We start from the raw sequence: 26,422 nt of genomic DNA, 5'->3' as shown, positions 1-26,422 counted from the left end.
TTTCTTATTGCAAATAAACCGTCAGTTTCAGGCCCATTGCGTGACAGGTAAAGCCGCGAACCTGTCTGACCGGTCAACTCCGCCAACAATTAATTGTCCGGTCATTCATCTACTGCGCCGGTGATACCTCAACCAATATCTATAATTTTCGCGGTAAACCGGAGCGGGAAGCACAGACAAACGTGTTTCTTCCACACCATACAAACGATCTCCGTAACCCAAAAAGCAACGAAGCTCTGACGATCCCTCCCGCCGAATAACAGTAATTGCCGGCGCGGAAACTTATCGCCCTGAACAAGTCGACAAAGGATGTTCTCCTACATGGAAAACCCATCGCCTATCAAAAATTTGCTGCGGCATTTGAAACACTGGTATGTCGTGAAAACCACGCCACGCACCAATCGCGTGTATACCCAGTTCCACCGATTTCCACACCAGTATCGCGCTCTGGTGGAGCGGGTGTTACCGCAGATAATCAGCGATCCGGCAGCGCAAATGCGCATCCTTATATTCGGCTGTTGCAGTGGCGCCGAGCCAATCTCCCTGGCTACTACCTTGCGCCGCCACTTTCCAGATCTCGATTTCCGTATCGAAGCGTTCGACATAGTGCCGGAAGTCATTGAGCGCGCGCAAAACCCAATTTACTCCCGTGAAGAGGTCTACCAGGGTCCATTCGTGACCGAAGATTTTGTCGGCAGAACCTTCGATATAGAGGGCGACAACTACCGGGTTAAACCAGAAATACTGGACAGCATCCAGTTCCATGTCGGCGACATGCTGGACACGGACTTTATTGCCGAGCTGGGGCATGCCGACCTGGTGTTTGCCCAGAATGTCCTGTTCCATCTGCCGGCCGCCAATGCGCGCCAGGCGTTTGCCCATCTGGAGAAGCTTGTAGCACCAGGCGGCGCGCTATTTGTCAATGGTATGGACATGGACATGCGTGTGCAGCTCACCAAAAAATTTCAGCTGCAGCCGGAAGATTATCTGATCGAAGAAATTCATAACGACGCGCGCCGCGACCGTGGTGACGGGTGGGCTGGTGCCTACTGGGGCAGAAAACCCTTCAGCCGCCGCTCCCGCGAATGGATTCGCGAACACTGCACTATTTATCGAAAGGCCACCGTATGACTACTGTCGAAGTAACCGCACAGAACGCCACCGAATTTACCCTTGCAGATACCGAGCAATCAGTTGCCCAGCGCTTTGAAAAACTGGCAGAACGTTACGGGGATCGTCTCGCCATTACCGACGCCAGCGGGTCGGTTACTTACAGCGCACTCAATCAGCTGGCAAACCGCTTCGCACACCAGATTCTCGCCCAGGTCCCAGCCGAGAAACCGGCGCGAGTGGCCCTGTATCTGGAAAAAGGGATTCCACAAATTGCGGCCATTCTGGCGATATTAAAATGTGGTCACACATATGTCCCCATAGACCCCGCCTTTCCCCAGGCGCGCAATCGATACATTTACCAAGAATCCCAGGCGGCGCTGATTATCAGCAACAGTTCAAGTCTGACGGAAGCCCGCGAGCTCGCTCGCGACGATGCTGCGGTGCTCAACCTGGACAGTGTCTCCGAGCATAACGACAGCAGCAACCCGGATATTCCCGTTTCGCCGGACACACTGGCGTACATTATTTACACCTCTGGCTCCACCGGCACCCCAAAAGGCGTGGTGCAGAACAACCGCAACCTGTTACACGGCTGCATGCGGCGCAGCAACCTGCAAAATGTGACACCCGAAGACCGTATGACACTGCTGTACTCCTGCAGCGTCATCGCTTCTGTTTACTGTATTTTTGGCGCCCTGCTCAATGGTGCCGCGTTGTTTCCCTACGATTTCCATCGAGAGGGCGTGGAAAAACTGGCAGACTGGTTGAAGTCACGGCGCATCACGATTTATCACTCGGTCGCCTCACTGTTCCGGGAGTTTGCTGCGCAGTACCGCCCTGAGGAAGACGACAACTTCTCAATTCGACTAGTGACCTTCGGTGGTGAGAGAGTCCTGACCAGTGATATCACTCTGGCAAGAAACGTATTTTCCTCAAACATTGAGTTCTACACTGGGCTGGGCTCCACGGAGACCGGCACCATACGCTACTTCCACGTAGGCCCAGACACCGAGCTCGATGGCGACGTGGTGCCGATTGGCTACCCGGTAGAGGGCGTAGACATATTGCTGCTCGATGAAAACGGCGAAGAGGTAGCACCGGGAAAGATCGGCGAGATTACCGCACGCAGCCGCTACCTGGCACTTGGCTACTGGAAAAACCTGGAGGCAAGCACCAAGGCATTTAGTCGCGACCGCCAAGACCCCAGAATCACGATTTACCGCACCGGCGACCTCGGCCAGATGGACGCCGACGGCCTGCTGCACCACCGTGGACGCAGGGATTTTCAGGTGAAAATTCGCGGGTTTCGCGTGGAGGTGAGCGAAGTCGAAGCGCGACTGTTGGCCCACCCCGACATCACCGAAGCGGTAATCGTTGCGCGCGAACATGAGCGGGAAACACAACTGGTGGCCTATCTGGTGCCGTCAGAAAGCGCGGCGCTAAGCGTCCAGCAGCTGCGCGACCATATGAGCGAGACGCTCAACTACTACATGATTCCGACCCTATACGTGCAGCTCGAGCAATTACCAAAAACCCCCAACAATAAAATCGATCGCAACGCACTACCGTCAGTAACGGAAAGCAAAACACTACCCGGCACACCCTACATGCCCCCTAAAGGGCAAACTGAGGCCCGCTTGGTCGAGTACTGTCAGGAGCTACTCGGCAAAGATGCCATCAGCATCACCGACAACTTCTTTGCACTCGGTGGCCATTCACTAAACGCCACCCAATTGCTGGCGCGCATCAACGAACAGTTTGATGTGAACTTGAATATGCGCAGTATCTTCGAGGAAAAAGACCTTCGTGCACTCGCCGCCCGCATCGATACTTTGAAAGCCAAAGCCAAAGCAAAAACCAAAACCAACACCAATACTGGGGACCAAATCGTAGACAAAGGTATTGCCCGTGCACCCGCCGACACGCGGATTCCACTTAGTTCGGCGCAGAAGCGGATGTGGCTGGCAGAAAAGCTGTGGGGAAATAGCCGAGCCTACAGAATCTCCAACTCGGTACTGCTGCGCGGGGCGCTGAATATCAGTGCCCTTGAGCAGGCTATTGCGACCCTGCTTGAACGCCACAATGTGTTGAGAACGGTATTCCCGGAAGACGCAGAGGGGCCCTATCAACAGGTACTACCGCACACCTCGTTCAGTCTCAACACGATCGACCTGCGCAAGGAGCCACAAAAAGGGCGCGCCACCCGCGCCCTCGCCTACTGCCAGAAAATACTGCGGGAACCAGACTCACTGAAGCAGGGGCCGTTATTTCACGCTCATCTGATCCGCATTGATAACGAAACGGCGATTCTCGTCCTGAGCTTCCACCACATCATTTACGACAATATCTGGTCCAGCGGAATATTCTTTACTGAATTAGGAAATTTGTACGGCGCACTGGATACTGGAAGAGCAATTTCACTGCCATCACAACCACTGCAGTTTTCAGACTTTGCTTACTGGGAACAGCAGCGTGAAGCCTCGCCAGCCTATCGCCAGCAGTTAAACTACTGGCGCAACCAGCTTACGGCATTGCCCACGCCCCTGGATGTTCCCGCAGACCGCACACGCCCGGAAGAACCGGATTTCAAAGGGGGTATGGTGACCTTTAAGTTACCCGCCACCTTGACCGCAGAGCTACATCTCCTGGCCCGCCAGGAATCCGCCACCAGCTTTATGCTGCTACTCGCAGCGTGGCAGCTTTTGCTGCATCGTTATACGCAACAAAACGACATCATTATTGGCACACCCAGTGGTCGCCGCCCACATACACAGACCGAATCCATGATTGGTCTGTTTATCAACACTCTGGTGATGCGCACAGATTTTTCCCAGGCAAGAAATTTCCGGGACTTGTTGCAGCAGGTACGCACAACCACCATTGATGCCTTCAGTAACGATCAGGTCCCATTTGAAGATCTGGTGGCCGAGCTGAATCCCCCGCGCGCTTCTGGAGAGCCGCCCTTTTTCCGCCACCTGTTCATCCACCGCAAACAAAGCGCCGGGCAGTGGACACTGCCAGGGCTCCGTGTAACGCCACTAACCACCCATGCCGGCGGAGCAAAATTTGATCTCACCCTCTCGATACTGGAGGGGGAATCGTCCCTGTCCGGGACACTGGAATACCGCTCGGCACTCTTCGACCGGGAAACGGCAAAAAATCTTACGCTCAATCTGGAACAGCTATTGAGTAGCATCGTGGCTATGCCTGACAAGCCGCTCACCCAACTGCCATTACTGGCTACTGAAGAGCGCAGTCTGGTATGTCAGCAGTGGAACCAGACCCAAACCGAGCTTCCCAAGCAAGCAACGGTTCCACAGCTGTTCGATCAACAGGTGAAAATCCATGCAGCAAAGACCGCAGTAACCGGCTCCGATGAACAGCTCAGTTATCAACAGCTGAACCTGCGCGCCGAGGGATTCGCACAGGAGCTACGCACCCGCGGTGTTAAGTCCGGCACCCTGGTCGCCATATGTATGCAACGTTCGACCAACCTGATGGTAGCGCTGCTTGCGGTATGGAAGGCGGGTGGCGCCTTTGTTCCATTGGACCCGATGTTCCCCGCCGAACGGCTCGGCCACATCCTGGACGACAGCGGGACCAAGTTGCTGGTTACTGACGGCGCCAGCCGCGACCAGCTCCCCTCGTTCACCGGCGAAGCGATCCTGCTGGACGCAAGCGCGAGATTCGAAAGTAGCGAAAATGCCACTTATGAGGCCATCTCTGCTACGCAGGAGGTTTCCTTAGAAGGAGAGCAGCAAGCTCAGCCAGGCGCGCCCGCCTATGTTATTTATACTTCCGGCTCTACCGGCCGCCCCAAGGGCGTGCAGATATCCCAGCGCAGCCTGGTGAATTTTCTCTGCTCCATGCAGGAAAAACCCGGCTTTTCCACAGACGATACGCTGCTCGCGCTCACCACCGTCTGCTTCGATATTGCCTTGCTGGAACTGTTCCTCCCTCTATTGAGCGGTGGTCGACTGGTGATTCAGGACTGGAAGCAGTCTCGAGATCCCAAGGCGATACAGTCAACCTTGCGCCGAGAGAACATTAGCGTGATGCAAGCGACACCGTCTACCTGGCGAATGCTCCTCGATCATGGCTGGCAAGGTGACCCAGGCGTGCGCGTGCTGTGTGGCGGCGAGGCCATGGGTAAGGACTTGGCGGGGCGGCTTTTGGATTGCGGCCTGCAAGTGTGGAATCTTTATGGTCCAACCGAAACTACAATCTGGTCGTCCGTCAGCGCCGTGGAATCCCCCAATGATTCGGCATTTATCGGGATGCCCATCGCGAACACCACACTCTACGTGCTGGATACTGCGGCCCAACCGCTGCCCGCCGGTGTGCCCGGTGAACTGTGTATCGGTGGCGAAGGTGTTGCGCTCGGCTACTACAATCGTGAAGAGCTCACACGCGAAAGATTTTTCTCGTGCCAGGCACTCAACGGCGAGCGGCTATACCGCACCGGAGACTTGGTGGTACGCCATCGCGACGGACGCATTGAGTACCTGGGGCGCATGGACCACCAGGTTAAGATCCGTGGTTTTCGCGTCGAAATAGGTGAGATCGAAGCGCGCATCGCCGAGAACCCATCTGTGCGGCAATGTGTGGTGATCGCACACGATGACGAGTCCGGCGGAAAATATCTGGTCGCCTATCTTCTGGGCCAACAGGCAGAAACCTCGGGGCAAACGATCAGTGAGTTACCGGATAGCGAGACCCTACGTCAGCAGCTTCGCCTCACTCTCCCGGAGTATATGGTGCCATCCGTCTTTATCCCGGTAGCGTCATTCCCGCTCACGCCCAATGGTAAAGTGGACAGAAAGGCGTTTGCGCCACCGAGCACAAGTGCAACCATACCCTCCACAGAAGTCCGCGACACTTCGGGCACTGCAATTGACCAGCAAACCAAAGCCGACGGCGGAACCGCCAAAACCATCGCAACGCCAGTAGATATCAACAAAACAATCCAAAGTGTTTTCGAAAGCCAGCTAAAAACATCAGTAACCAATTTGGAAACCAGTTTCTTCGACCTTGGCGGCCACTCCTTATCGGCTCTTAACGTTATTGCACGACTGAACAAGCTATTTGCACTTGAGTTGCCGCCGACACTACTTTTCGATTTCCCCAGTGTCAGTGCGCTGGCACAGGCCATTTCTCAATTCCGAGATGGGAAGTCCGAAGCCCAGGTACTCGCAACAGCGACCGTCGACGAAAAAACGGAGCTTCAGGTCAACAGCATCCTCGGCAGGCTACGTGAGAACCAGCAGGCAAGTGATCTACCGAGCTTCCCGCACGGTATGAAGATGCAACGCTCTAAAATCGCAAGTATGCTGCTGGCACCGATGTTCGCGATTAAGCGGGGGCTGGTACGCATCGCGTTGCAGAAACTCATCCTTAAACTGGAAGGTGGCTCCACATTCAGCCTTACCATGCGCGATCTCTATCGCAAGTACTACGACATTGAGGTCGACGACTTCACCAGTGTCAGATTTGAACCTTCAAAGTTGAAGCGCTACACACGCGTTGGCAGGTACTCAACAATTTACCCCACGGTGCAATTCCAAACCGCAGATCACCCCCGTAATACACTCTCTACGCATGGTATTTTTTACCATTCACGGCTCGGGTTCAGTGCGGGCTATGAACTCGATCGAACCACTATCGAGGTAGGCAACGATGTATGGATTGGCGATGGAGCGAAAATACTCTACCCCACGCAAAAAATTGGTGATGGTGCCGTCATCGCCGCTGGTGCAGTAGTTATCGAAGATGTTCCACCCTATGCTGTTGTCGCTGGATACCCAGCACGGATCGTCCGTTATCGCTTTTCACAGGAAACCATTGCGAAACTATTGGAACTTCAGTGGTGGACCATGTCGGGCAAACAACTCCATCACAGTAGAAGGGAGTTTTTGAAACCGTTGGAGGGCGAAAAAATCCGATAATCGTGTGCATACGACTGTGAATTGAAATACCGGTACTAGATCAAAAGGACCTGAGAATGCCCTCGGAAGTTGAAACAGCTTTGCACCCAGAGACGAGTGTCGATCTGAAACAAGCACAATTTGTCTCTGTCACTGCCGATACCCACAGTGAATCCATTGATAGAAATACCGCACTTCGGACTGCACACACAAATGAGGAGGCACGCCTTCTGCTATCGCACTGGGAGTCGTTCTCCCAGTCGCGTTGTGACGCACCCGGCTCACTTCATGCGCATTCTAGTTTCTACCTTCCTTTCCTTGCATCAAATGATATTTACCGAAGTCCACGGGTGGTTCTGTGGGAGTCTGCCGATGCCCCTCGGGGAATATTAATCGCCCGTATCGCATTGAGCAGAACCCGGTGCTCGCTGGGACCGATTTCGATCCCAATGCCATTGCTCAGGACCTTGGAAATAGTAAACGGCGGGTTTGTTGCCGATAGTCCGGAAGTTGCACAGCAACAGCTGCTTTACCTTCGTGATCTGCTTGCCAGCAAGGAGATCGATTGTATCGCTGTCCACCATCTACGCAGCGACAGTGAACTTGGCAAAGTCTTGTCACACGGTCTACACCAGGCAGGAGAAGGAAATCCGGTCTATACGGAGCATTGGTACACCGAGCTGACGGATGCTGATGGCGAGCCGGTGATCACCAACTCCTCGAAAACGCGCGGTTCCTTTCGACGCAAAGACCGTAAACTGGAGCGGCACTTTGACAACAAGATCCAGGTCGTTGAGTTTACCGAACCGCATCAGGTAAAGCGTCTCATCGCCGCGGCCTCCAAGATAGGCGACCAGAGCTATCAGGGGGGCCTTGGTGTCGGCGTCCGCGACAATCAGCACTGGCAGAACATTTTGGGTATCCTCGCAAACAATGGCCAGTTGCGTGGCTTCTTACTGCAGGCGGATGGAAACAACATTGCGTATGCGGTAGGCGGCTTGTGCAACGGCTGCTTCTGCTATATGGCCGCCTCCTTTCTGCCGGCACATCGCGACATTGCACCCGGCGGCTATCTGTTACGTCGCATTCAGGAAAAGCTGCAAGCCGAAGGGGTCCGCTGGTTTGACTTCGGCTTTGGCGATGCGAGCTACAAGGCGCTCTACGGTAACAAGAACAACAAGGAGGTGACCCTGCATTTTTACGGAAAATCTGTGGCCGCGCAGGTAACACGAATAGCGGACGGAGCGACCCGGATTGGAAAGCAATGGATACGCACTCTTCTGGTCAAGAGCGGTCTGATGACCTGGACGAAACGTCAGTGGCGACGCCGTCTCGAGCACCGCAACAAATAGTCCTGCAACACCTGGCCGCAGAGACTTTGCCGTCAACGTCTAGACAAGTTCGCGGCTGGATTCATCCCTCTGCCATTGATACCGCGCATTGCCATGCCGGTAGCGCCATGCTGTGAGGTAGCTAGCAGCATTAACCCCGTAATACACCAGCAACTCCAGTATACTGGGACGCCGTGTAAAGACTGCACTGCGATGCGTCATGGGGGTATGACATTCGGGCAGCTGCAATAGCTGCAATTTGCCCAGTTTGCTGCGAGTCTTGATCTTCAGCAGGTCCAAGACGCCTCTCGGCGCAACAACACGACTCTGACTTTCTCTATTTACCACAATGTTTTCGTAACCGAAAACCGCACGGACATAGCCGTCGTCAGAAATAATCTCCGGGAATAGAGTGAATCGCTCGCGCGCAGCGCGGTTCAGTCCATAGACCCCTGCACCATAGCCAAATTCACTACAAAATCGCGTTTTTTGCCAGGCGCCATAGTAACACCGGACCAAGTAGCTACTATGCGCCATATCCATTACACCTTCGGGCGCGACTACGGCGGGCTCCACGGCATTATTGTTATCCCCGCACTGATCAAGCAGCTTTAGCAGTGATATATCATCAATACTGACATCCGCGTCCACATAAATACGAGGAAACCCGAGGCCCAGCTTCTCCGCCTCATTAATTGCGTGTGTTTTGCCTGCCCGCTGAATCTCCAGGCAGTAAACCTGTGGGAATGTACTGCGCACAATCTCCGCGGTGGCATCCGTGCAGCCGTTACAGGCAACCACCACGGAATAGTGACCGAGAAGCACACCTGGGTACACAGCGTCCAACAAGGTGGCGATCGAGTGCTCTTCGTTATACGCGGGAATAATGATCGCTGGCTTGTGCGGATCAAGCATCACTGCGCGCCTTGTGCCGTTGCCACTGGTCATCCAAAAACTGCTTCCAGACCGATTGTTGCTCCCTACTTCCTTTACCTATCTGCACCAACGCTGAGAACGCTGCAAAGCGTATCGCGGAACCCAGCGCGATCAGTACTCGCGCTACAGCAACCGTGACAGGGGACCCATGCTTGGCGAAGTACTGCAGTTTCGATCGATACAGATAATTCAGTTTATTGATGCCAGAGAGCGTCTTACTGCCAGCATGCAAAACCACCGCGTTACCGGTGACCCGGGGCTGCGCCCCGAGGCCGCGCGCCCGGCGGCACAAATCAATTTCTTCCGAATACAGAAAGAAGCCCTCATCAAATCCATTCAGCAACCGGAAAAGTGCCTGATCGATCAGCAGAAAACAGCCTGATACTGCGTCAACGCTTGCTCCTTTGCACAGCGCACGAGGAGAGTAGCCGGCACTGGTACGCCCGAACGTCCTGCGCAGCAGGAAGTCCGCCCCCAGGCTCCAGCTCAATAGATCAATTAAGGAGGGTTCCCGCCACGCGGACTTTCCGTCGTACTCGCCCTGCTCATCACAGGTCACACCGCCCCAAATTCCTGCGCCGGGCGTGGCAGCCGCGAATGTCAGTAAATTACTGAGGCTGTCATGTTGCAAGCGCACATCGGGGTTCAGAAACAGGATCGGCGCCGAGTTGTCGATCGCCGCGGCACCCAGGTTGCATCCCGCCGCGAAGCCGATATTTTTTTCAGACTCTATCAGGTGAATTTTCGGAGCCAATGGCCGCAGAATCGACAGGGAATCATCCATGGAAGCATTGTCCACCACAAAAAATTCCATCGACGCTAACGGCAGGTCACCATCATCGATATCCGCGAGCAATCTGACAATATCTGCACCGCAGTTGTAACAGACAATAACGATATTGAGCCGAGTCTTACTGGACACGCTCACCTCCCGAAGTTATTCGATGAAGCGTTAGTTTTGCGTCGCCGGAGCTAGCGTCCCCTGCGTCGCTGGCACCCTAGCGGGCACTGGTCGACGCAGCTCCGTAACCGCAACCACGGCGCCACAGAAGAGATAGAACAGACACACCATCTGGCCGAAATACGATACGGCGAGAAAACTGACACAATGCACAAACAGTGCCACCGCCATGCCCCAAAGCAGGCGACTCTGGGCGTGAGAGCGGGTAAATTTTTGCGCGCGACCAAGTCGGACAAACAGCACCAGTAGAAAGAACGAAAACAGTAATAACTGGACAATTCCGCCATCGACCCCTTCGAGCACATACTGGTTCGTGATGTCCTGCATGCCCCAGCCCCAGTGCGCGGTGGCGGTGGTACCGAAGGCCCACCATTCACCCACATGGTTGATGGATTGCTGAATCAGATTGTAGCGATGCCAACCCGTAGACCCACCGGTAATGTCAATCCGCGAAAGCAAATGCCAGACCGGGGTATCCATGGAAAAATGCAGGACAGTGAGTACGGCGACCATGGCCACTGCCATCGTGCGCATGTAATGACGAAACGTGTAGAAGGCGAGTCCAGCAAAACCGCATATAAGCGCCACCACGGGGGTACTGGAAGCGGTGGCCAGTACAATCAACGGCATGCTGGCGATACCGGCCGCAATTAGCAGGCGGGTTCCGACTCTCCCCTGCCACAGTGCAACGAGACAGGGAAGAATGGTTGCCCAGCAAATACCCGCCATAATCGGGTGCATGAATGGGCCCTGTGCGCGCAGCCGGCCATAGCGGGCGAGCGTCTCCGCCGGTACGCCACCAAATACGGAAAATACATTGCGTCCACTGAGTTGCTCCAGCACGAAAAAGGCAAGCATCGGCAGTGATAGCATCGCAAAACACAGCAATATTCGCCGCATATCTGCGAATGAATGCAAGTACGCCCTCCCGACCAGGTAGGCTCCGAAGGTATCAAAGGCACCGCCGGCACTGGTAATCACACCATCGATGCTCCCAATCAGTATCCCCGAGGCGAGCATATTCCACAGCGTCGCAGCCAGAATAAGGGAATCCGCCAAGCCCCAACGGATTGTGCGTAATTGCCCACTCAGAATCGCCACCGCTAGCGTGGCCATAATCATGATGCGCACAAAGGTGAAATCGAGAGAAAGTACTACGATGCGCTGGGCGCCGGGTAGCGCAACGGCAATCAATAGCAAGGGTATTAGTTGAAAACGCCGCGGTAGTACCAGTAGTGCAAGCAGCGCAGCAACGAGCGCAGCCAGCCCAATGGGATGCACCATCGTCTGGTCCGCCCATAGAGCGCCGCCAAAATGCTCCGGCATTACACGTTCAGTCATCCACGATTACTCCAGACACATTTCCCGCTTCTCTTACCCTGGGCTGGGCGCCCCAAAAATCTGCACGCTAGCGTGATTCAACAACCGGCTCACGAAGCCGCTTTCGGTAAATTCGCCGGATCGTTCCAACGAATGACCGCAACTTGTCCACCAGCTTTAGTTCACGCAGCCAGAATGGAAATAAAGCAAAGCCCGCATAGTTAGGCACGGCGACGCCAAACAGCCGTAGCGTATGTAAGCGCGCCCAAAGATTACCGCGCGCTGCCAGTAAATTTGGCTGCGAGCGCGGAAGCAACGATGCATCCCGCGCAGTAATTTTCAGATAGCCGGCGGCGATGGCGGCCTCGACAATTGCTTTGCCGCGTTGACTCCGAATAACGATCAGGGAACTGCCTGGCTCTCCCGGGGCTATCTCGCGATACCAAGGATCGCCAACCGCAATATCGGCAAACTCACCGGTATGATCCGGACAGATGTAACAGCGCCATTGCCGGTGGCGCTGCAAATAATCCCAAGATTCGGCATAACTCATCTCGCGTCGCTGAAGTCCCTCTTTACTATCCATAAACTCCAATGACCAAACGCCGGGCCAGCCGTTGCCACGGTAGCGCAACGAACGAATCGACTCGGGTGTCTTCGCTCCCTGCATCTTAGCGAGCTTCAGAGACGCATTAGTAGACGGCACACCGGCGCAGAACAACGCGATACTCACACCGAGCTTTTCTTTCAGTGCTGGCGAGACCTTTTGTGCGGCATTTACTGCAGCCACATCACAGGGTTTACCAATAAATACGCATTGACCTTCGGATTCAGTGATCTTTCGCAAATCCGCGCAAGGGCTGGAAGGAGCGTACCGGGAACCGCCAGCGGCCAGCAGCGACGCGCGATCCTCACTAAACACAGTGCGGTTTCGGTAAGGCTGCTTCGGATCGGCTGCGGTGTGGAGTGCACCATGCATGTTCTGCTGTTCGAGGCAAAACAACGCAATTGCGGTAATCGCTCCACCACTGGATGAGCCTCGCCGAACTTCTTCATCCAAGGCATAACCTTCCAGCACGTCATACACAGGACCCCAGCCAGAACGCAGATCCTCGCGAGCTTGTGGATCTTTGAAACTGGAATCGTGCTTCAGCTGTGCCCCCGGACACACCGAGAATGCCTCACCGTTGCTCTCTGCTTCAGCGTTTTTCACATATGGACGAATTCCCTCGCCGGGAATATCCGCAATGGAATATCGCGTACTCTCCAGCTCCGCACAGACACCACAACCGGTGCAAAGCTGATAATTCCGTACATCTTCAATCGTGTTGATTTTCTGCATGAACTTCTATATCCGAAAGACTTCTTCGTAACTGCATCAGTCAGAAAAATAAGCCTGCGTCGACGTTGCAGACTTCTTCTAGTGCGTATCGGCCATGAAAATATTAGTCCAACACGTGTAGTTCACCGCTGGCTGACTGAAAAACGGCGCATATTACTAGGTAGTGTCTGTTTATCATCCCGCGGACCCCACCCTCACAGGTTCTCGCAGCATTCTGCAATGGTATCCATTTGTGATCTGGCAATGGAAAGTACACGGGGGAGTTTATTTTGCAGTAGCGGTGCTATGTGCTCCCGCTGCGCAAAAGATTCGAACACAGAATCGACCAGGTCCTGAGTCTGTGTAACTCGAGGATCAAATACCTGATCCTGCTGACCGCAAGTTGCGAAGACGCCCAGTGTTTTATCGCTATAGGCTATTGCAGCACTGGGCACACCAGAAGAGAGCGAAGCAATCGTAGAATGCATACGAGTACCGCAAAACCACTGCAATCGTGCAATGACCCATTTAATCTCCATCTCACTGTATTGACCGGTAAGCACGCGCACCCGGCCATTGGCGATTGGACCCAGTTTATGCGCCAGTTGTCGACAGGCTCTCAGATCGGACTCAATCTCAGCCTGCGGCACGTTCACGTGTGGAACCAGCAACACATTGACATCCGATTCCCTTAATAGTCGCTCAACCAAATTCTGTACCGTCAGGGCATAGTTTGCGGAAATACCATACTGGCGCGCGGCCGAGTCACCGCCGTTGTAAATCAATCCGCTGATGTTCAGGCCGATGACATCGGAATTAGCGCCATACGCTTCATCTTCCAGCCACTGTGCAACGGAGTCTTCCAGCTGTTGCGGGCGTACTGTCGGCAACAAGAAAGCAACGTCGACGCCGCACTTGTGTCGCTCACTGTCGAATTCCGAACCTAACAAATCCACCATTATCTCAAAGCTGCGCGCGTCTCGAGCCCAGGTTGCATGGCTGTGCTTCACAATATCCGCCGCGCGGGCTTGCGCCTTTTTACTGCGAAACGGGCCGTAGGTTTGCGGCAGCAAAATCAGCGGCTTTTGAGCGGCTAATGCGATTTCCTTGGGGCGGCTAATCAATTCAAATCGGCGACTGCCGTACAGGTCCGTAAAACTGTCACCACCACTGATATCAAGTACCACATGGGACTGGCGGATGGTTTCTATCCCCGGGTTCATCAATTTCGGAAATATCTGGCTCAGCCGCATATGGGCGAGGCTCTCCCTTCTGTACACACGCCGGCTGTTCACCAGCCCACAACCGCGCAGGGACCACTCGCTATCGCCGATACGGAGGTTTCTACGCCGAATGCCTTTGCCGTTGTCAAACACACACAGGTCAGCGCCAGGAATACGCTCGTGAATGGCGTGCACGACGGAGTTGGAGAGCGCACTTACACCAAGATTTCCGGTATCGGGTGCGGCGCCCAGCAAGGAGATACTGGTCATTGATCATTAGCCTTTTGGGATACTTCCCGATACCAAGCACAGGCACACACATCCCGCTGTATTTAGCATCGGTAACAATTATTTCTACTCGCAGAAGACTAGTTCATGCAGAAATAATTGATATTGCGGAAAATGGATCTGTGCGCGATTCAAGCATTGGGGGGATATATATGTCTGCATAGTTGGCGCCGGTTAACTCTCCGCACTCTCTATTAGACCTAAACTAGCGAGGGCCTTCACCGGCACTTTACGTATTGCCGCACAAGCGCGCTGTTGGCGACTGCGCTGAAATCACGCTAGCTATAAAAACCCTGTACGCGGGAGTCTGGTTTGTCCGTTCGCTCAAGCATTCTTAAAGGCGCATCGATACTCAGTGCCAGTCAGGGACTCGTCGCAATCAGCTCGATGTTGCGCAACATTATTGTCGCCCGTCATATAGATAGTGAGAATTTTGGTATTGCCACAACGTTTGCGCTGACCATCTCACTTGTGGAAATGACCAGCAATCTGGCACTGGATCGCGTACTGGTACAGGATGATGAAGGCGATAGCGACGCCATGCTGGGCTCCGCACACTTGATACAGTTCATCAAAGGCATCCTGATCGCTTTGGTTCTGGTGGCAATCGCCGCTCCAGTGGCAAATCTATTTGGTCTGCCCCACCTGATTCAAGCGTTTCAACTGGTGGCGCTGATCCCTGCGTTGCACGGACTGATGCATTTCGATCTCGTTGTACGGCAGCGCGAGCTCGACTTCTTTCCCACCGCCTTATTCGATACCTTGCCTGAACTGCTCACCCTGTTGGTTGCACTACTCGCAACCTACATTTTCGATGACTACCGGGTAATGCTTACTGTGATTCTGCTGCAGGCGATACTCTGCGTCCTCGCTTCGCACATACTCGCGCGTCGTCCATATCGCTGGACATTGAACTGGGCTCTAGCGAAGCGCAAACTTCGCTTCGGCTGGCCCCTGTTGATTAATGGCTTTCTGATGTTCGGAATCTTTCAGGGTGACCGGGTAATCATCGGTTCACAATTCGACATGCATACCCTCGGTTGGTACAGCGTTGCGTTTTCACTCTGCATGCTACCGACAATCATCTTCGCAAAACTCAGCGCGTCAATTCTGATGCCAATACTTTCGCGCAATCGCGGCAAGAGTGAAATATTCGTACCTTGTTGCACCATGAGTCTCACCGCCTGCGCCGCCTTCGGCTTATTGATGGTACTGGGATTTGCACTGGCCGGTTCCGCATTGATCCAGTTGAGCTTCGGCGATCAATATATGCAGGCTGCGAGTGTCATCGTCATATTGAGCGTTATGCAAGCGCTACGAGTACTGCGTATTGCGCCTTCCATCATCGCTAACAGCCAGGGACGAACCGAGAATGCAATGATTGCGAATATTTTTCGCAGCCTGGCGCTGCCAGTCGCAGTCTATCTCGCGGCCACGGGACACTCCGTTCAGGCGGTTGCGGCCTGCGGCATTGGCGGGGAAGCCGTTGCACTCGCCATCTCCGTCTATCTGGCGCCCATTAAGCAAGGGAAATCCATATTCGTGCGCCGCCTGATCATGCTATCTGGATTTGGTACCGCAATTGCGGTGGTCACAATTGGACTGGCTCCCCCACCCACAACGGTCAGTGGGTTATCCGGCCTTATCCTGCAGTTGCTGTACGGTGGCGGTATCGCACTGTTACTGGCCAGCCTTCTTGCGCTGACAGATCCTCATTTGCGTAAGGAATGTCGTCACCTCTGGCATCGCGCACGTGACACAAAATCTGCAGAGCAATCACTGATAAACAATGACTTTTGAATCAAACGCCATGCACCTTCCCAAACAATACCTGATAGCGAAGCAACCAGCTTCCGAACTTTCCGGCTGGCGCAATGTTGAGTACCAGGGTTGGTGCTTGTCTCTCTCCAAAGAAGTGCCGCTTATCGCGGTTGAGAACCTCGAAGGAGAGCTTATCGGACGAATTATCGGCTGGGTGATATGGCAGGGAAAACTCCTGCAGGACGGGGATATCATCCAATCCACAAACCAGGCTGACGGTATCGCTGTAGAGTACGAAGCGTTTTGTGGACGCTTTGTATACTTATATCCTCTGCAAAAGCAGCTAGCGGCAATTACGGATGCCGGTGGCATGATGTCACTGGTATACAGCGACGATCTCGAGGCTGCCGCGTCTACCCCCGCAGCGCTGCAAATTATCCAGGAACTGAACTTTGATCAGGTAACCTTTGACGCACTGACAGCGGGAAGCCCAAAGAAATGGCTTCCTTTCGGCGTCACTCCCTATCACGGGGTAAAGCGACTGCTCCCCAACCACCGGCTTACCCTGAGCGATTGGAATGCTGAGCGCACATACCCTCACCTGGCCAACACTGATGGTCAGCACATCGAGTCCTTCTTGAGCCACACTCCTTCATGCGACGAATTCGATGTAGAAAACGTAACCGGACTGATTGCCGGCTGGGTAAAGCAAAACGTCACGGCATTGGTAAACGCGGGCCATAACGTGGCGCATTTGACCGGCGGCGTAGACTCGAGAATGATACTGGCGGCTTCCAGGGAACTTAGTGACCAAATGCGCTTCCAGACAGTGCACGCGGATGATGCGGGTACACGTCTGGATAATCATATCGCGGGTAGAATCGCTCGAAAATTCAGGCTCAATTACCGCACCTTGCAATTTGAACAGCCAACCGATGTAGAGATCCAAGCTTGGCGTCAGCGCACCGGTTACTGTGTGGAGGACGCGGTTACCCTGCTGTGTACGACTGCGCGCATTCATAACAACCATTGCCATGAAATGACCGGCACCTGTGGCGAAGCATTAAAGAGCCCGTATTGGTACCCGGGCGACGAAAACTTATCCACACTAACGACGCAGGGATTGCTGCGCCGCTTCGAGTTCCCGGAAAACGACATCACTACGAAGCTGGCAGAGGCGTGGATAGCCGAGTTCCCAGAGAACATTAGCACCGGTAATCTATTGGATTTCGCCTATGTCGAACTGCGTTTAGGGTGCTGGGCTGGGCCCAGCATGTTTGGCCATGACGTACCCTTCCCATCCATCAGTCCATTCAACAGCGCGCGCTACTATCGAGCGATCTTGGCCATCCCTGAAAATATACGTGCCCGTGGAGATTTGATCCCCTCGGTCTACAGGCACCTCTGGCCAGAACTGCTGGACACGCCATTCAACCGTGCCAGCGGATTTGCCAAACTGCTTTTTCTTTCTGAAGAAATACGTCGGATGTTGCCTGTAGAATTTAAGGATCAGATAAAGCGTATTCGCGCGGCGTTGCACGCTCGCAAGGTGCGTTCCCGGCAGAGGGCTCAGGTCTAGTTTATTTTCTGACGCCCGGTGTTACGGGCTGGTACCAGTCGCCCTTGTATTAGGCATTTCTGCTGTTGAAGATTCGGTCAATTGAACCGGACCTGGCACCGGCCGAAGAACCTGCTTACGCACCACCGGCGCTCCGAGAAACCCGCTTTCCTGTAACGGAGCGAGAAAGTATTCGGGTAGCTGCTCCGCAGCCACATTTTGCCATTCCTCAGGTGCCGCAGACGGGGTTAAATCGAGTACCGACTTTTCCGGGAAGGTTAAATCATTGCGAACACGGAAAAATCCGCCATTTTCCATCAACATCGGATGTTCCCCGCAGCCTCGGTCACGGCCAACAATCAGGCGTGATGCCTTGTCGATAGGCCGAGCCTGCCATCTTTTTCCACGTTTCAGCGACCAGAATACATTGCTCCGTTCCTCCGCCGCAGGTGGAATCATAGCAGCGCCCAGAAAGATATTGTTGTAAAGCTTGAGCCCAGACCCGTCGAACCCCTCGGCCACCGAATGCACGTTCAAAGCGACATTGTAGCGGTAGTGGCCATCATTCGTTACACCATCACATTTACCCGGTCGTTTTTTAGAGAAAAAGAAGTTGTTGCGCAGTATCACGTTGTCGCCGAGGTTGTAGATACGGAGAGCACTGTTATTCGATGTATCGTAAAGAGCATTACTCTCAATGAGTATATTGCGATAGGCGGTAACATCAGTAGGCATATCATTTTGGTAGAGCATCATGCCGGAAGAGTTGCCAATACCGTGTAAAAGGTTTCCTCGCACCACCAGATCATTGGCGCTAATCGCAATGATGCTCTGGTGAGGTTTATGGTACGCCAATGGATCCTCCGGGTAGCGTACATAGTCCCTCCCGGTTATGTGGTTATTCTCAATAAGTCCATTGCGGCTCTGGCTCATGTAAATGATGCCTGACGAGCCGGTGACCGTAATAAAGTTTCCTCGTACGGTGACGTGATTTGATTTGCGAATCAAAACTCCGCGAAACACCTCATAAAATCGGTTTCTCTCAATCAGCACGTTTTCGGTACGCCGCAGGTTGATCGCATAAACACCATCATCTGGACCCCGCGACCAATGATCAGCGTGCAACTCACTATTGCGTATAATCAGGTGGCGTGCATTAACGACCTGCACCAGTCGCAAGCGGCGCGTGCTGAAGATGTCAAAGCCATCGAAGGAAACATAACTGTCGGAGGGCTCCGGGTAATGGATGTCGATCCCTTCGAGCCGCGGACGCGCACCTGGTGCGGCCACATATTCAAGAAATTCTGTGGAACCACGTGACTTATCCTCGATAAACGCCCTGTAGTGACCGTCATGAACGATTACTTTTGCAGGCCCCTTTACAGTGCGGCGTGCTTTTTCGAGTGTTGCCCAGGGAGAATCCGCCGTGCCACGGTTGTTATCGTCACCGTTTTTTCCGTCAACGTGATAGTCTGCCCATAGATTCACGCTGAGTGTCAGTAACAAGAATACGCACAGATTTAGCGCCTGAACCTTCACTCTCGGGACCTCTCATACTCAATAATTACAACATCCAGATAACGGCGTAATCAGGATAGCCCTGTTACCCATCCTACGATGGCGAAATCAATTATTGCTTACAAACATTCGATAAAGTGGCGGCTGGAATATGTATCTATGCCCTCTTTTCACATATTGACACATACACTAACTACTACCGGTATCTATCTCAATTCTCTTGCTCTCAGCGGTAAATTCTAATCGTGAAACTCAACCTCAATGACACTTCCGAACGTCACCAGGGAAAGTGGCGGCTGCTCCTCTTTTCAATACTCATCGCCTGTTTATATGCCGGCTTGCGACCCAACCCGATTCCCCAGTTGTTTCGTCATTTCGATCTGGTTCTTCACTTCATCGCATGCGCGGGCGTTGCGTACGTTGTGGTGTTCGCATTCCGACCACCGCTACGCCACTGTGTCATGGTTGCGCTTTTTTTTGCAGCGGTTTTCATTGAGGTGGCACAAGGTGTACTGCTATCACGCCGCGCAGCTTCGAGCGCGGACTTCTTTGCGGGCGTTGCTGGAATCCCCACAGGGTGGTGGCTCGCCAGGGAAGTTAGGCGACGCCTGCGTCGTTGGTGCAAAGGGAAAAGTTGGCGGGTTCCACACACACGCAATCATTGGTGACAATTCTTTTCTGGCAACCTTGCGTGCTTCGGATACTCGTCCAATATTATGTTCAAAAGATGTTCGACTGGTTCAATATACATACAGGCCGTGCAAAACATCAGCAGTTAGTTTTAGAAGTGATCCCGGAGGTATCGCAGTGCAGCAGGGATGGATTCGCACACACCAAAGTGATTTGGCCGCTGTTTATCGTCTACTTGATGGTGCGCTGATACTCGGCGCCTTGTTAGCCTGCACGCTCGTCGGTGGCATACCACTCGACAAGGACTGGCTCATAGCTGGTCTTACTGCGGTAATATTATTTGCCTTTATTGGCGAGTCCCTCGAGCTCTACCGGTCATGGCGTACAGAAAGCTTCCGCAATATGCTTCTAACGACTGCTCTCGCCTGGACCGTGGTATGCCTACTACTGCTACTCATCGGCTACTTCTCCGCGCAGGCAGCAATCTATTCTCGCCTGGTGGTAGGAAGTTGGTTCTGCGTAACGCTATTTGGCCTGGGGTCATGGCGCTTCGCATTGCGAAAGCTGCTCCACTACCTTAGGGTCAATGACCACAACACTCGTTCCGCAGCGATCCTTGGATTCAATGAAGCAGCTGTCAAGCTGGCGCAAGAATTACAACGCAACCCCCAACTGGGCATTCGACTACAGGGTGTCTACCGACTGCCCGGGCTCGGGGGCGAAGGCGACGATGCACTTCCCGGAAACTCCCACCTTATCGCAGGTGATTTAGAACAGGCATTATCTGCTGCCAGAACCGGCGATCTCGATCTAATCTATATCGCATTGCCGGTGGGAGAGGCCCGCCATATTGGCCAGCTACTGGCGGCTCTGGGGGACACTACCGCAACCGTGTTTCTTCTCCCGGATATCTTCGGCAGTAATCTATTGCGCACACGCTGGCAACGTATTGGTGGCAGCACAGTCCTGAGTATTTACGACAGTCCAATTCAAGGAATCAACAGTTGGTTAAAGCGGCTCGAAGACCTACTGGTATCCACAATGGCGTTGACTCTTTTGAGCCCTTTGATGCTGCTCATCGCACTGGGCGTAAAGCTTACCAGCTCAGGCCCGGTGCTCTTCAAGCAGCGACGCTATGGCCTAAACGGTCATACTATCGACGTGTGGAAATTCCGCTCCATGACATGCACAGAAGATGGGCCCACCATTCAACAGGCACAAAAAAATGATGCGCGAGTGACGCCGTTTGGACGATTTTTGAGGTGCACTTCTCTGGACGAGTTGCCGCAGCTCTTCAATGTGCTCGGCGGCACAATGTCTATCGTGGGGCCACGTCCGCACGCGGTAGCTCACAATGAGCAATTTCGTTCCATCGTGAGCGGCTACATGCTACGCCACAAGGTAAAGCCTGGCATCACTGGCTGGGCACAAATCAATGGGTGGCGCGGCGAGACAGATACATTGGAAAAAATGCACAAACGTGTCGAGCACGATCTGGACTACATTCGCAACTGGTCAATTTTTCTCGACCTGCGTATTTTGTGCCTCACTGTTTCGCGAGGATTTGTAGGCAAAAATGCCTACTGAAATAACATCGCGCCGATTATTGCAAGTTTGCATACAGTTCATGTGCACACTTCATATGTGCTTCTAAACTCTTACTTCAGTAGAAAAGAACCATCTCGATTGTCACGGACGGGTTAGTAGCAGTCCCCGCCTCAAAGCGATATCGCAAGCAGGAAGGACGTCTATGCACCCTAACATCCGCTTCTTGTCAGCAAGTTTTCTTGCCATAGCGTTCTCCGCATATTGTATTGTCGCATCCGCCGAACCAATCAAACTTGGATCTGGACTGCTGCTGACCCCCGCCATAGGCATGGATTTACGATACGATGACAACATCAACAACGCTCCGCAAGATGGCATCGATAGCTTTCTGCTACTAACCACACCCCGTGTTGGGCTCGAGTACGATCGGGGCGCTATTGTCTATTCGATGGAGTACGCCCTTTCACACGGCAACTACCTGAACAGCGGACGAAGCTCCTATACGGACCACGCACTCCGTGGCGCCGCAGACTGGGATCTGGGTACACGACACAATCTAACGCTCGGTGCTGCATACCTGAGTATCAACGACGAATTCAACGATCAGGTTGTAGACGACCTGGAAAGCCTGATTTTCGAGCGAGATCGCTATCGCCAGTCCGACCTCTTTGTATCTTATGGTTTCGGCGCAGACGATGCGCGTGGCTTTCTTGGCATCACCCTGGGTACAACCAACCGCGACTACCGGGAAGAAATCGTTGCACGTGATCGGCGCTCGCCATTTATCAACGGTACATTTTCCGCAAACATCGGTGGCAAAACGGCTCTTCTCGCCAATCTGGGAGGGCGACGCATCCGCTACGACACCCCAGCCGGCGACATACTGGATCGCGATAACGACGAAGCCACACTAATGGTAGGCGTCGAACGCGAGACCGAAAAACTCAGTGCCACGCTTCTTGGTGGTATGGTCAAGAAAAGCTACACCGATTCAGCAATAGCAGACTATCGGCGGCCCCGCTGGCAAGCCTCCCTGACTTGGAGCCCGCTTGAAACAAGTGAGCTGCTGATCACCGCCGAGCGGCGCCCAATCGATTCAGCAGCCGGTATCGCAAACTTTGTCGACGCCACTTCCGGATCTGTCGCATGGCAACACTCGTGGAACGAAAAAATCGACAGCGATCTGTTCTTTCGTTACACAAAAGCAGATTTTACCGGAACACAGTTGACCGAGAACATCCGTCGTTGGGGCACAACTGTGCGTTATCGATTTCGCCCCTGGATGGACCTTCGAACCGGCATTTCCACCCTGAATCAAGGTGCAAGTAGCCAACTATTTTCTTACCAACGCAATCAAGTATTCATCGGATTTGACGCGTCCTACTGAAGATGTGAGGAGAGTTTATGCGCAAACATAGAATCCGCTGGGCCATGTGCTTTCTAGCCCCATGGTTTATAGCAGTAATCATCACTCAAGCTAATGCCGAGGTATCTTCGAAATTGCTTGACGACCAGTACCAGCTCGGTGCCGGCGATGTCATCAATATCCGCGTTTTTGGCGAAGAAGAGCTCTCTCTGGAAGTACGCCTCAGTGACAGCGGAGTGATCAACTATCCGTTCCTCGGCGAGATTAAGGTTGCAGGGCTTAGTGCGTCGTTAATCGAGAAAAAAATTGCTGCAGGCCTGCTTGATGGATATCTGGTAAATCCCAGTGTTGAGGTAACGATTACCCAATACAGATCATTCTTTGTTGATGGCGAGGTAAACACGCCCGGCAGCTACGCCTATTTGCCTGGTCTTACGATCAATAAAGCCGTAGCCATGGCCAGTGGATTCACTCCGCGTGCGTCGCAAGACAAGATATTGATCAAGCGGGGGCAGGGAAACGAGCAAATTACGATCGAAGCGGACCTGGATACGAAGCTATATCCTGGTGACATTATTACCGTAAAGCAGAGCTTTTTTTAGTAGAGAAACCATATGAACTATGCACAGGGCAATGGTGGCGACGAACTACCTCAGGAACAAAGCCTGGATTTACTTCGTTACTGGAAAATTCTCTTCGCCAAGCGCTGGCTGATCTTCAGCCTCAGCCTGACTATGTCTGCCGTCGCTATTGCATTTATCTACAAAATGCCATCGCGCTATCAGGCTACCGCATCGCTGGTTTTTGAAGTGGACCAGGCGAATCCGGTTTCCGTCGAAGAAATCTATGATCTTGGCGCGCAGCGCCGAGATTACATTCTCACGCAAACAGAGATGCTGAAATCGCGGCAACTCGCCGAGCGGGTTATCGAACGCCTCGACCTGATCAATCATCCCGAATTTGCGCCTAAAGGAAATGCTGGGCTGTTCGGGCTACTTTCGCGCACGAAAGGGTCAGACGGCGCCACGCCGGTCAAAGCGGACACGGCCTCCCTCGACAATGTTGCATCAGCATTTCTCAAGCGACTGACCATATCACCGGCCCGTAATACAAACCTGGTCAAAGTCGAGTTTGAAGCACAATCGGCAAAACTCGCAGCCGATGTCGCTAACGCACTGGTAGAAGAGTTTATTTTCTTCCAATCGGAAGCAAAGGAGCAGTTTACTAATCGGGCTACGTCGTGGCTCAACGAACGGCTGGAAACACTGCGCAGCAAACTGGAAGCTTCCGAAACTAATCTTCAACGCTTCCGTGAGACAGAAGATCTCGTTGATCTCAGTGGGGTGCGAGGCCTCTCTGAACAGGACTTGAATGCGGCCACCAGCCAACTTCAGGAAACACGCCGTGAATTCAAGCAGATCACCAGTGTCTTCAATCAGTTTGAGCGCCTCAAAGGCAATGAGCTGGCGCTAGCCAACTTGCCGGAGGTCATCAGCAACCCACTGATTCAGGAAATTAAGCGCAACGAAGCGGCTGCAGAGCGTAATGTTTCCGAGCTGGCGCGGCGTTACAAGCCCAAGCACCCAACAATGATCGCGGCCAGTAACGAACTGGAAATGATTCGCAATCAGCTGGCCAGTGAAGTCCGCATTCTTGCTGAGTCTATTGAAAGCCAATACAACACAGCCAGGGCACGGGTTGAGGCACAAGAGCAGGAAGTTCAGCGTGCAAAGGCAGCTTATCAGAGCGTTTCACAAAAAGAGTTCCGTTATCAAGAGCTGGTTCGAGAAGTTGACGTGAGTCGCCAGCTCTACGACACCTTTTTTACCCGGGCTAACGAAACGCGAGAGGCCTCAGGTTTCGAAATCGCTCCCGCTCGCTTCCTTGATTCAGCGGTCGTCCCAAACAGGGCCACCAAACCCAACAAGAAGCTGTTGGCCATGATGGCGCTCGCCTTGAGCGCAGTACTTGCAACCGCCATCGCCCTGTTACTGGACTTCCTGCGTATGGGCGTGCGTAGCCCCGAAGATGTGGAGGTACATCTCGGCCAGAACCTGATTGGCCTGCTGCCGCAAGTAAACAAGCCCAAAGACGCCAAGTTGAATCTACGCACTTTCTTCGACCCTGATCACTATACATTCAACGAGGCGGTCCGTACGTTGCGTACGGGCGTGGTACTGACGGGCCTCGGCAAAACCATGCGCACCATACTGGTGACATCTTCTGTCCCCGCTGAGGGCAAGACAACGGTCGCGGAGAATCTCGCCTTCGCTCTCAGTCAGGTTGAGCGCGTGCTGCTCGTGGACCTTGACTTACGCAAGCCCACAGTAGCATCGGATTTCCGCATCGCATCCAATCATCCCGGAATTACCGACTTGATTCAGGGAAATAAGTCCGTAGAAGACTGCGTTTATATTGACACTGCCAGCAACTTGCATGTAATGCCGTCCGGAAGCCATCTTTCCGATCCGCAAAAGCTACTTGTGTCACCACAATTTTCGGAAACCATCTGTACTCTGGCACAAGATTATGATCGTATCGTGATCGACAGCCCACCCGTTCAGGCCGTCAGCGATGCTCTGATCATCTCAAGGCTGTCGGATGCATTGTTGTATGTGGTCAAGTATGACTCCACCAATAAGCGCACCGTTTCACGGGGCGTGGAGCGGCTCACCAAAATCAACAGCAAGATTGACGGTGTTGTACTCACGCACGTGGACACGAGTAAGGATGCGATCTACGCCGACGAGTACTACGACTACGATTATGGCAACACGCGACGAGGCGGTAAACGTGCGCAATCGGTCTCTCCTGTTTCGCAGCCTCCCGGACCGGACTCGATCATCGGCGAACGAATAGTTCCCGCAACTACTCAGGCTGTTTCACCCGCATTGGATGCGCAACCCTGCACACAGTCTTCCGCTCGTGTAAGGCGCACTCCTACTAATAATTTTGATACAGATGTGAAACAGGCGTACGTGCTTGAGGACGATGATGTAGCTGTTGTTGCCCCCCCGGAGAATGACTTGGAGGTCGAGCGCACGATAACGGCGGGAGTAGAAGATGAGATCGGAACGATCGAAGATGATACTGAAATGGTAGACCTGATCGAATCAGAGGTCGTGATAGAGACCCAAGAAGTGGTAGTCGTGCGTGCACGAGATCACGTACCTGTGGATGATACCGATATCCGCGAAACCGGCATTCAATCAGAAGTCTCACAAGAGGACACCCAGGAGTATGTCCAGGAGGGCTCACTGGAAGAAGATCAGGCTGAGAGTAGTGTAAATGACGATCCTGAGTGTTTCTCCGAAACGGCCATTTATAGCGCTCTCATGTCTAAAGACGATGACACAGCCGAAGCCTCCATCGACAGGGAAATAGAAGGCGATGTTATACCGCTGCAGGAAGCGCGATTTGACCACTATGAATTAGAGGACGAGGACGCAATTGCAGAGGTCGACTTCGATGAGGAAACCACATCCAATAGCGATGAAAAAACAGCGAAAAAATCTCGATCCCCGAGAAGTCAGAAATCAAGAGCCAAAAAGAAGAAAAGGAAAAAGCGTGCGAGAGCTAAACGAAGAGCGGCAAAGTAACACCTACGAAAAAACCACTCAAAAG

The 26,422-nt window shown here is 53.3% G+C and carries 15 protein-coding genes; 9 read left to right on the top strand and 6 right to left on the bottom strand.

The window, feature by feature from the left end:
• The first annotated feature begins 321 nt into the window (after positions 1–321).
• Genes LCM31_RS15880 through LCM31_RS15870 form a run of 3 tightly spaced genes read left to right on the top strand, consistent with a single transcriptional unit; the run spans position 322 to position 8,389 of the window.
• Entirely contained in the window at positions 322–1,131 is an 810-nt protein-coding gene (locus LCM31_RS15880; protein ID WP_224871676.1) for a CheR family methyltransferase, read from the top strand.
• Positions 1,128–7,058, top strand: a complete 5,931-nt coding sequence (locus LCM31_RS15875; protein ID WP_224871674.1) for a non-ribosomal peptide synthetase — start codon at positions 1,128–1,130, stop codon at positions 7,056–7,058. Before LCM31_RS15880 ends, LCM31_RS15875 begins: the two co-directional genes overlap by 4 nt.
• A 56-nt stretch (positions 7,059–7,114) precedes the next feature.
• Positions 7,115–8,389 carry a GNAT family N-acetyltransferase gene (locus LCM31_RS15870; protein ID WP_224871672.1) on the top strand — a complete coding sequence of 425 codons (1,275 nt, stop codon included), beginning with the start codon at positions 7,115–7,117 and terminating at the stop codon, positions 8,387–8,389.
• A gap of 39 nt (positions 8,390–8,428) precedes the next feature.
• Here the strand turns inward: LCM31_RS15870 and LCM31_RS15865 are convergent, their stop codons facing one another.
• The 5 genes from LCM31_RS15865 to LCM31_RS15845 all read right to left on the bottom strand — a co-directional run bounded on the left by LCM31_RS15865 (position 8,429) and on the right by LCM31_RS15845 (position 14,399).
• Positions 8,429–9,283: a glycosyltransferase gene (locus LCM31_RS15865; RefSeq protein WP_224871670.1), complete on the bottom strand. Its 855-nt coding sequence runs from the start codon at positions 9,281–9,283 to the stop codon at positions 8,429–8,431.
• Complete coding sequence (locus LCM31_RS15860; RefSeq protein ID WP_224871668.1) at positions 9,276–10,226, bottom strand: glycosyltransferase family 2 protein; 951 nt, start codon at positions 10,224–10,226, stop codon at positions 9,276–9,278. Before LCM31_RS15860 ends, LCM31_RS15865 begins: the two co-directional genes overlap by 8 nt.
• Positions 10,227–10,256: 30 nt before the next feature.
• Positions 10,257–11,606, bottom strand: coding sequence for a hypothetical protein (locus LCM31_RS15855; protein WP_224871666.1), 1,350 nt, complete (start codon positions 11,604–11,606; stop codon positions 10,257–10,259).
• A 67-nt stretch (positions 11,607–11,673) separates the two neighbouring features.
• A complete protein-coding gene (locus LCM31_RS15850) occupies positions 11,674–12,927 on the bottom strand; it encodes a Coenzyme F420 hydrogenase/dehydrogenase, beta subunit C-terminal domain (RefSeq protein ID WP_224871664.1) in 1,254 nt (417 codons plus the stop codon).
• Between the two features lie 194 nt (positions 12,928–13,121).
• The gene (locus LCM31_RS15845) at positions 13,122–14,399 is read right to left on the bottom strand and encodes a polysaccharide pyruvyl transferase family protein (protein WP_224871663.1); all 1,278 of its coding nucleotides are present in this window, start codon (positions 14,397–14,399) and stop codon (positions 13,122–13,124) included.
• A gap of 330 nt (positions 14,400–14,729) precedes the next feature.
• On the opposite strand from LCM31_RS15845, the gene LCM31_RS15840 reads away from it, so the two are divergent.
• Together LCM31_RS15840 and LCM31_RS15835 are read left to right on the top strand one after the other, a co-directional pair.
• Positions 14,730–16,217 carry an oligosaccharide flippase family protein gene (locus LCM31_RS15840; RefSeq protein ID WP_224871660.1) on the top strand — a complete coding sequence of 496 codons (1,488 nt, stop codon included), beginning with the start codon at positions 14,730–14,732 and terminating at the stop codon, positions 16,215–16,217.
• Positions 16,207–17,757 (top strand): hypothetical protein, encoded by a 1,551-nt coding sequence (locus tag LCM31_RS15835; RefSeq protein WP_224871658.1) that lies wholly within the window; start codon positions 16,207–16,209, stop codon positions 17,755–17,757. Before LCM31_RS15840 ends, LCM31_RS15835 begins: the two co-directional genes overlap by 11 nt.
• Positions 17,758–17,778: 21 nt before the next feature.
• Here LCM31_RS15835 and LCM31_RS15830 read toward each other — a convergent pair whose 3' ends face one another.
• Positions 17,779–19,275 (bottom strand): right-handed parallel beta-helix repeat-containing protein, encoded by a 1,497-nt coding sequence (locus tag LCM31_RS15830; RefSeq protein ID WP_224871657.1) that lies wholly within the window; start codon positions 19,273–19,275, stop codon positions 17,779–17,781.
• A gap of 786 nt (positions 19,276–20,061) precedes the next feature.
• On the opposite strand from LCM31_RS15830, the gene LCM31_RS15825 reads away from it, so the two are divergent.
• The 4 genes from LCM31_RS15825 to LCM31_RS15810 all read left to right on the top strand — a co-directional run bounded on the left by LCM31_RS15825 (position 20,062) and on the right by LCM31_RS15810 (position 26,397).
• Complete coding sequence (locus tag LCM31_RS15825; RefSeq protein WP_224871655.1) at positions 20,062–21,471, top strand: undecaprenyl-phosphate glucose phosphotransferase; 1,410 nt, start codon at positions 20,062–20,064, stop codon at positions 21,469–21,471.
• Between the two features lie 163 nt (positions 21,472–21,634).
• Positions 21,635–22,819 carry an outer membrane beta-barrel protein gene (locus LCM31_RS15820; RefSeq protein ID WP_224871653.1) on the top strand — a complete coding sequence of 395 codons (1,185 nt, stop codon included), beginning with the start codon at positions 21,635–21,637 and terminating at the stop codon, positions 22,817–22,819.
• Between the two features lie 17 nt (positions 22,820–22,836).
• Positions 22,837–23,400: a polysaccharide biosynthesis/export family protein gene (locus tag LCM31_RS15815; protein WP_224871651.1), complete on the top strand. Its 564-nt coding sequence runs from the start codon at positions 22,837–22,839 to the stop codon at positions 23,398–23,400.
• A 12-nt stretch (positions 23,401–23,412) separates the two neighbouring features.
• Entirely contained in the window at positions 23,413–26,397 is a 2,985-nt protein-coding gene (locus LCM31_RS15810; RefSeq protein ID WP_224871649.1) for a polysaccharide biosynthesis tyrosine autokinase, read from the top strand.
• Positions 26,398–26,422: the final 25 nt, after the last annotated feature.

The organism is Microbulbifer agarilyticus (assembly GCF_020171345.1).
Taxonomy (GTDB): Bacteria; Pseudomonadota; Gammaproteobacteria; order Pseudomonadales; family Cellvibrionaceae; genus Microbulbifer; species Microbulbifer agarilyticus_D.
The sequence above is the reverse complement of the archived record's forward strand: the minus strand, read 5'-3'. Positions and strand labels throughout refer to the sequence as shown.

Coding starts and splice junctions, on each gene's coding strand:
- LCM31_RS15835 (WP_224871658.1), top strand. CDS start 16,207: ATGACTTTTGAATCAAACGCCATGCACCTTCCCAAACAATACCTGATA.
- LCM31_RS15880 (WP_224871676.1), top strand. CDS start 322: ATGGAAAACCCATCGCCTATCAAAAATTTGCTGCGGCATTTGAAACAC.
- LCM31_RS15820 (WP_224871653.1), top strand. CDS start 21,635: ATGCACCCTAACATCCGCTTCTTGTCAGCAAGTTTTCTTGCCATAGCG.
- LCM31_RS15875 (WP_224871674.1), top strand. CDS start 1,128: ATGACTACTGTCGAAGTAACCGCACAGAACGCCACCGAATTTACCCTT.
- LCM31_RS15815 (WP_224871651.1), top strand. CDS start 22,837: ATGCGCAAACATAGAATCCGCTGGGCCATGTGCTTTCTAGCCCCATGG.
- LCM31_RS15870 (WP_224871672.1), top strand. CDS start 7,115: ATGCCCTCGGAAGTTGAAACAGCTTTGCACCCAGAGACGAGTGTCGAT.
- LCM31_RS15845 (WP_224871663.1), bottom strand. CDS start 14,399: ATGACCAGTATCTCCTTGCTGGGCGCCGCACCCGATACCGGAAATCTT.
- LCM31_RS15855 (WP_224871666.1), bottom strand. CDS start 11,606: ATGACTGAACGTGTAATGCCGGAGCATTTTGGCGGCGCTCTATGGGCG.
- LCM31_RS15865 (WP_224871670.1), bottom strand. CDS start 9,283: ATGCTTGATCCGCACAAGCCAGCGATCATTATTCCCGCGTATAACGAA.
- LCM31_RS15850 (WP_224871664.1), bottom strand. CDS start 12,927: ATGCAGAAAATCAACACGATTGAAGATGTACGGAATTATCAGCTTTGC.
- LCM31_RS15810 (WP_224871649.1), top strand. CDS start 23,413: ATGAACTATGCACAGGGCAATGGTGGCGACGAACTACCTCAGGAACAA.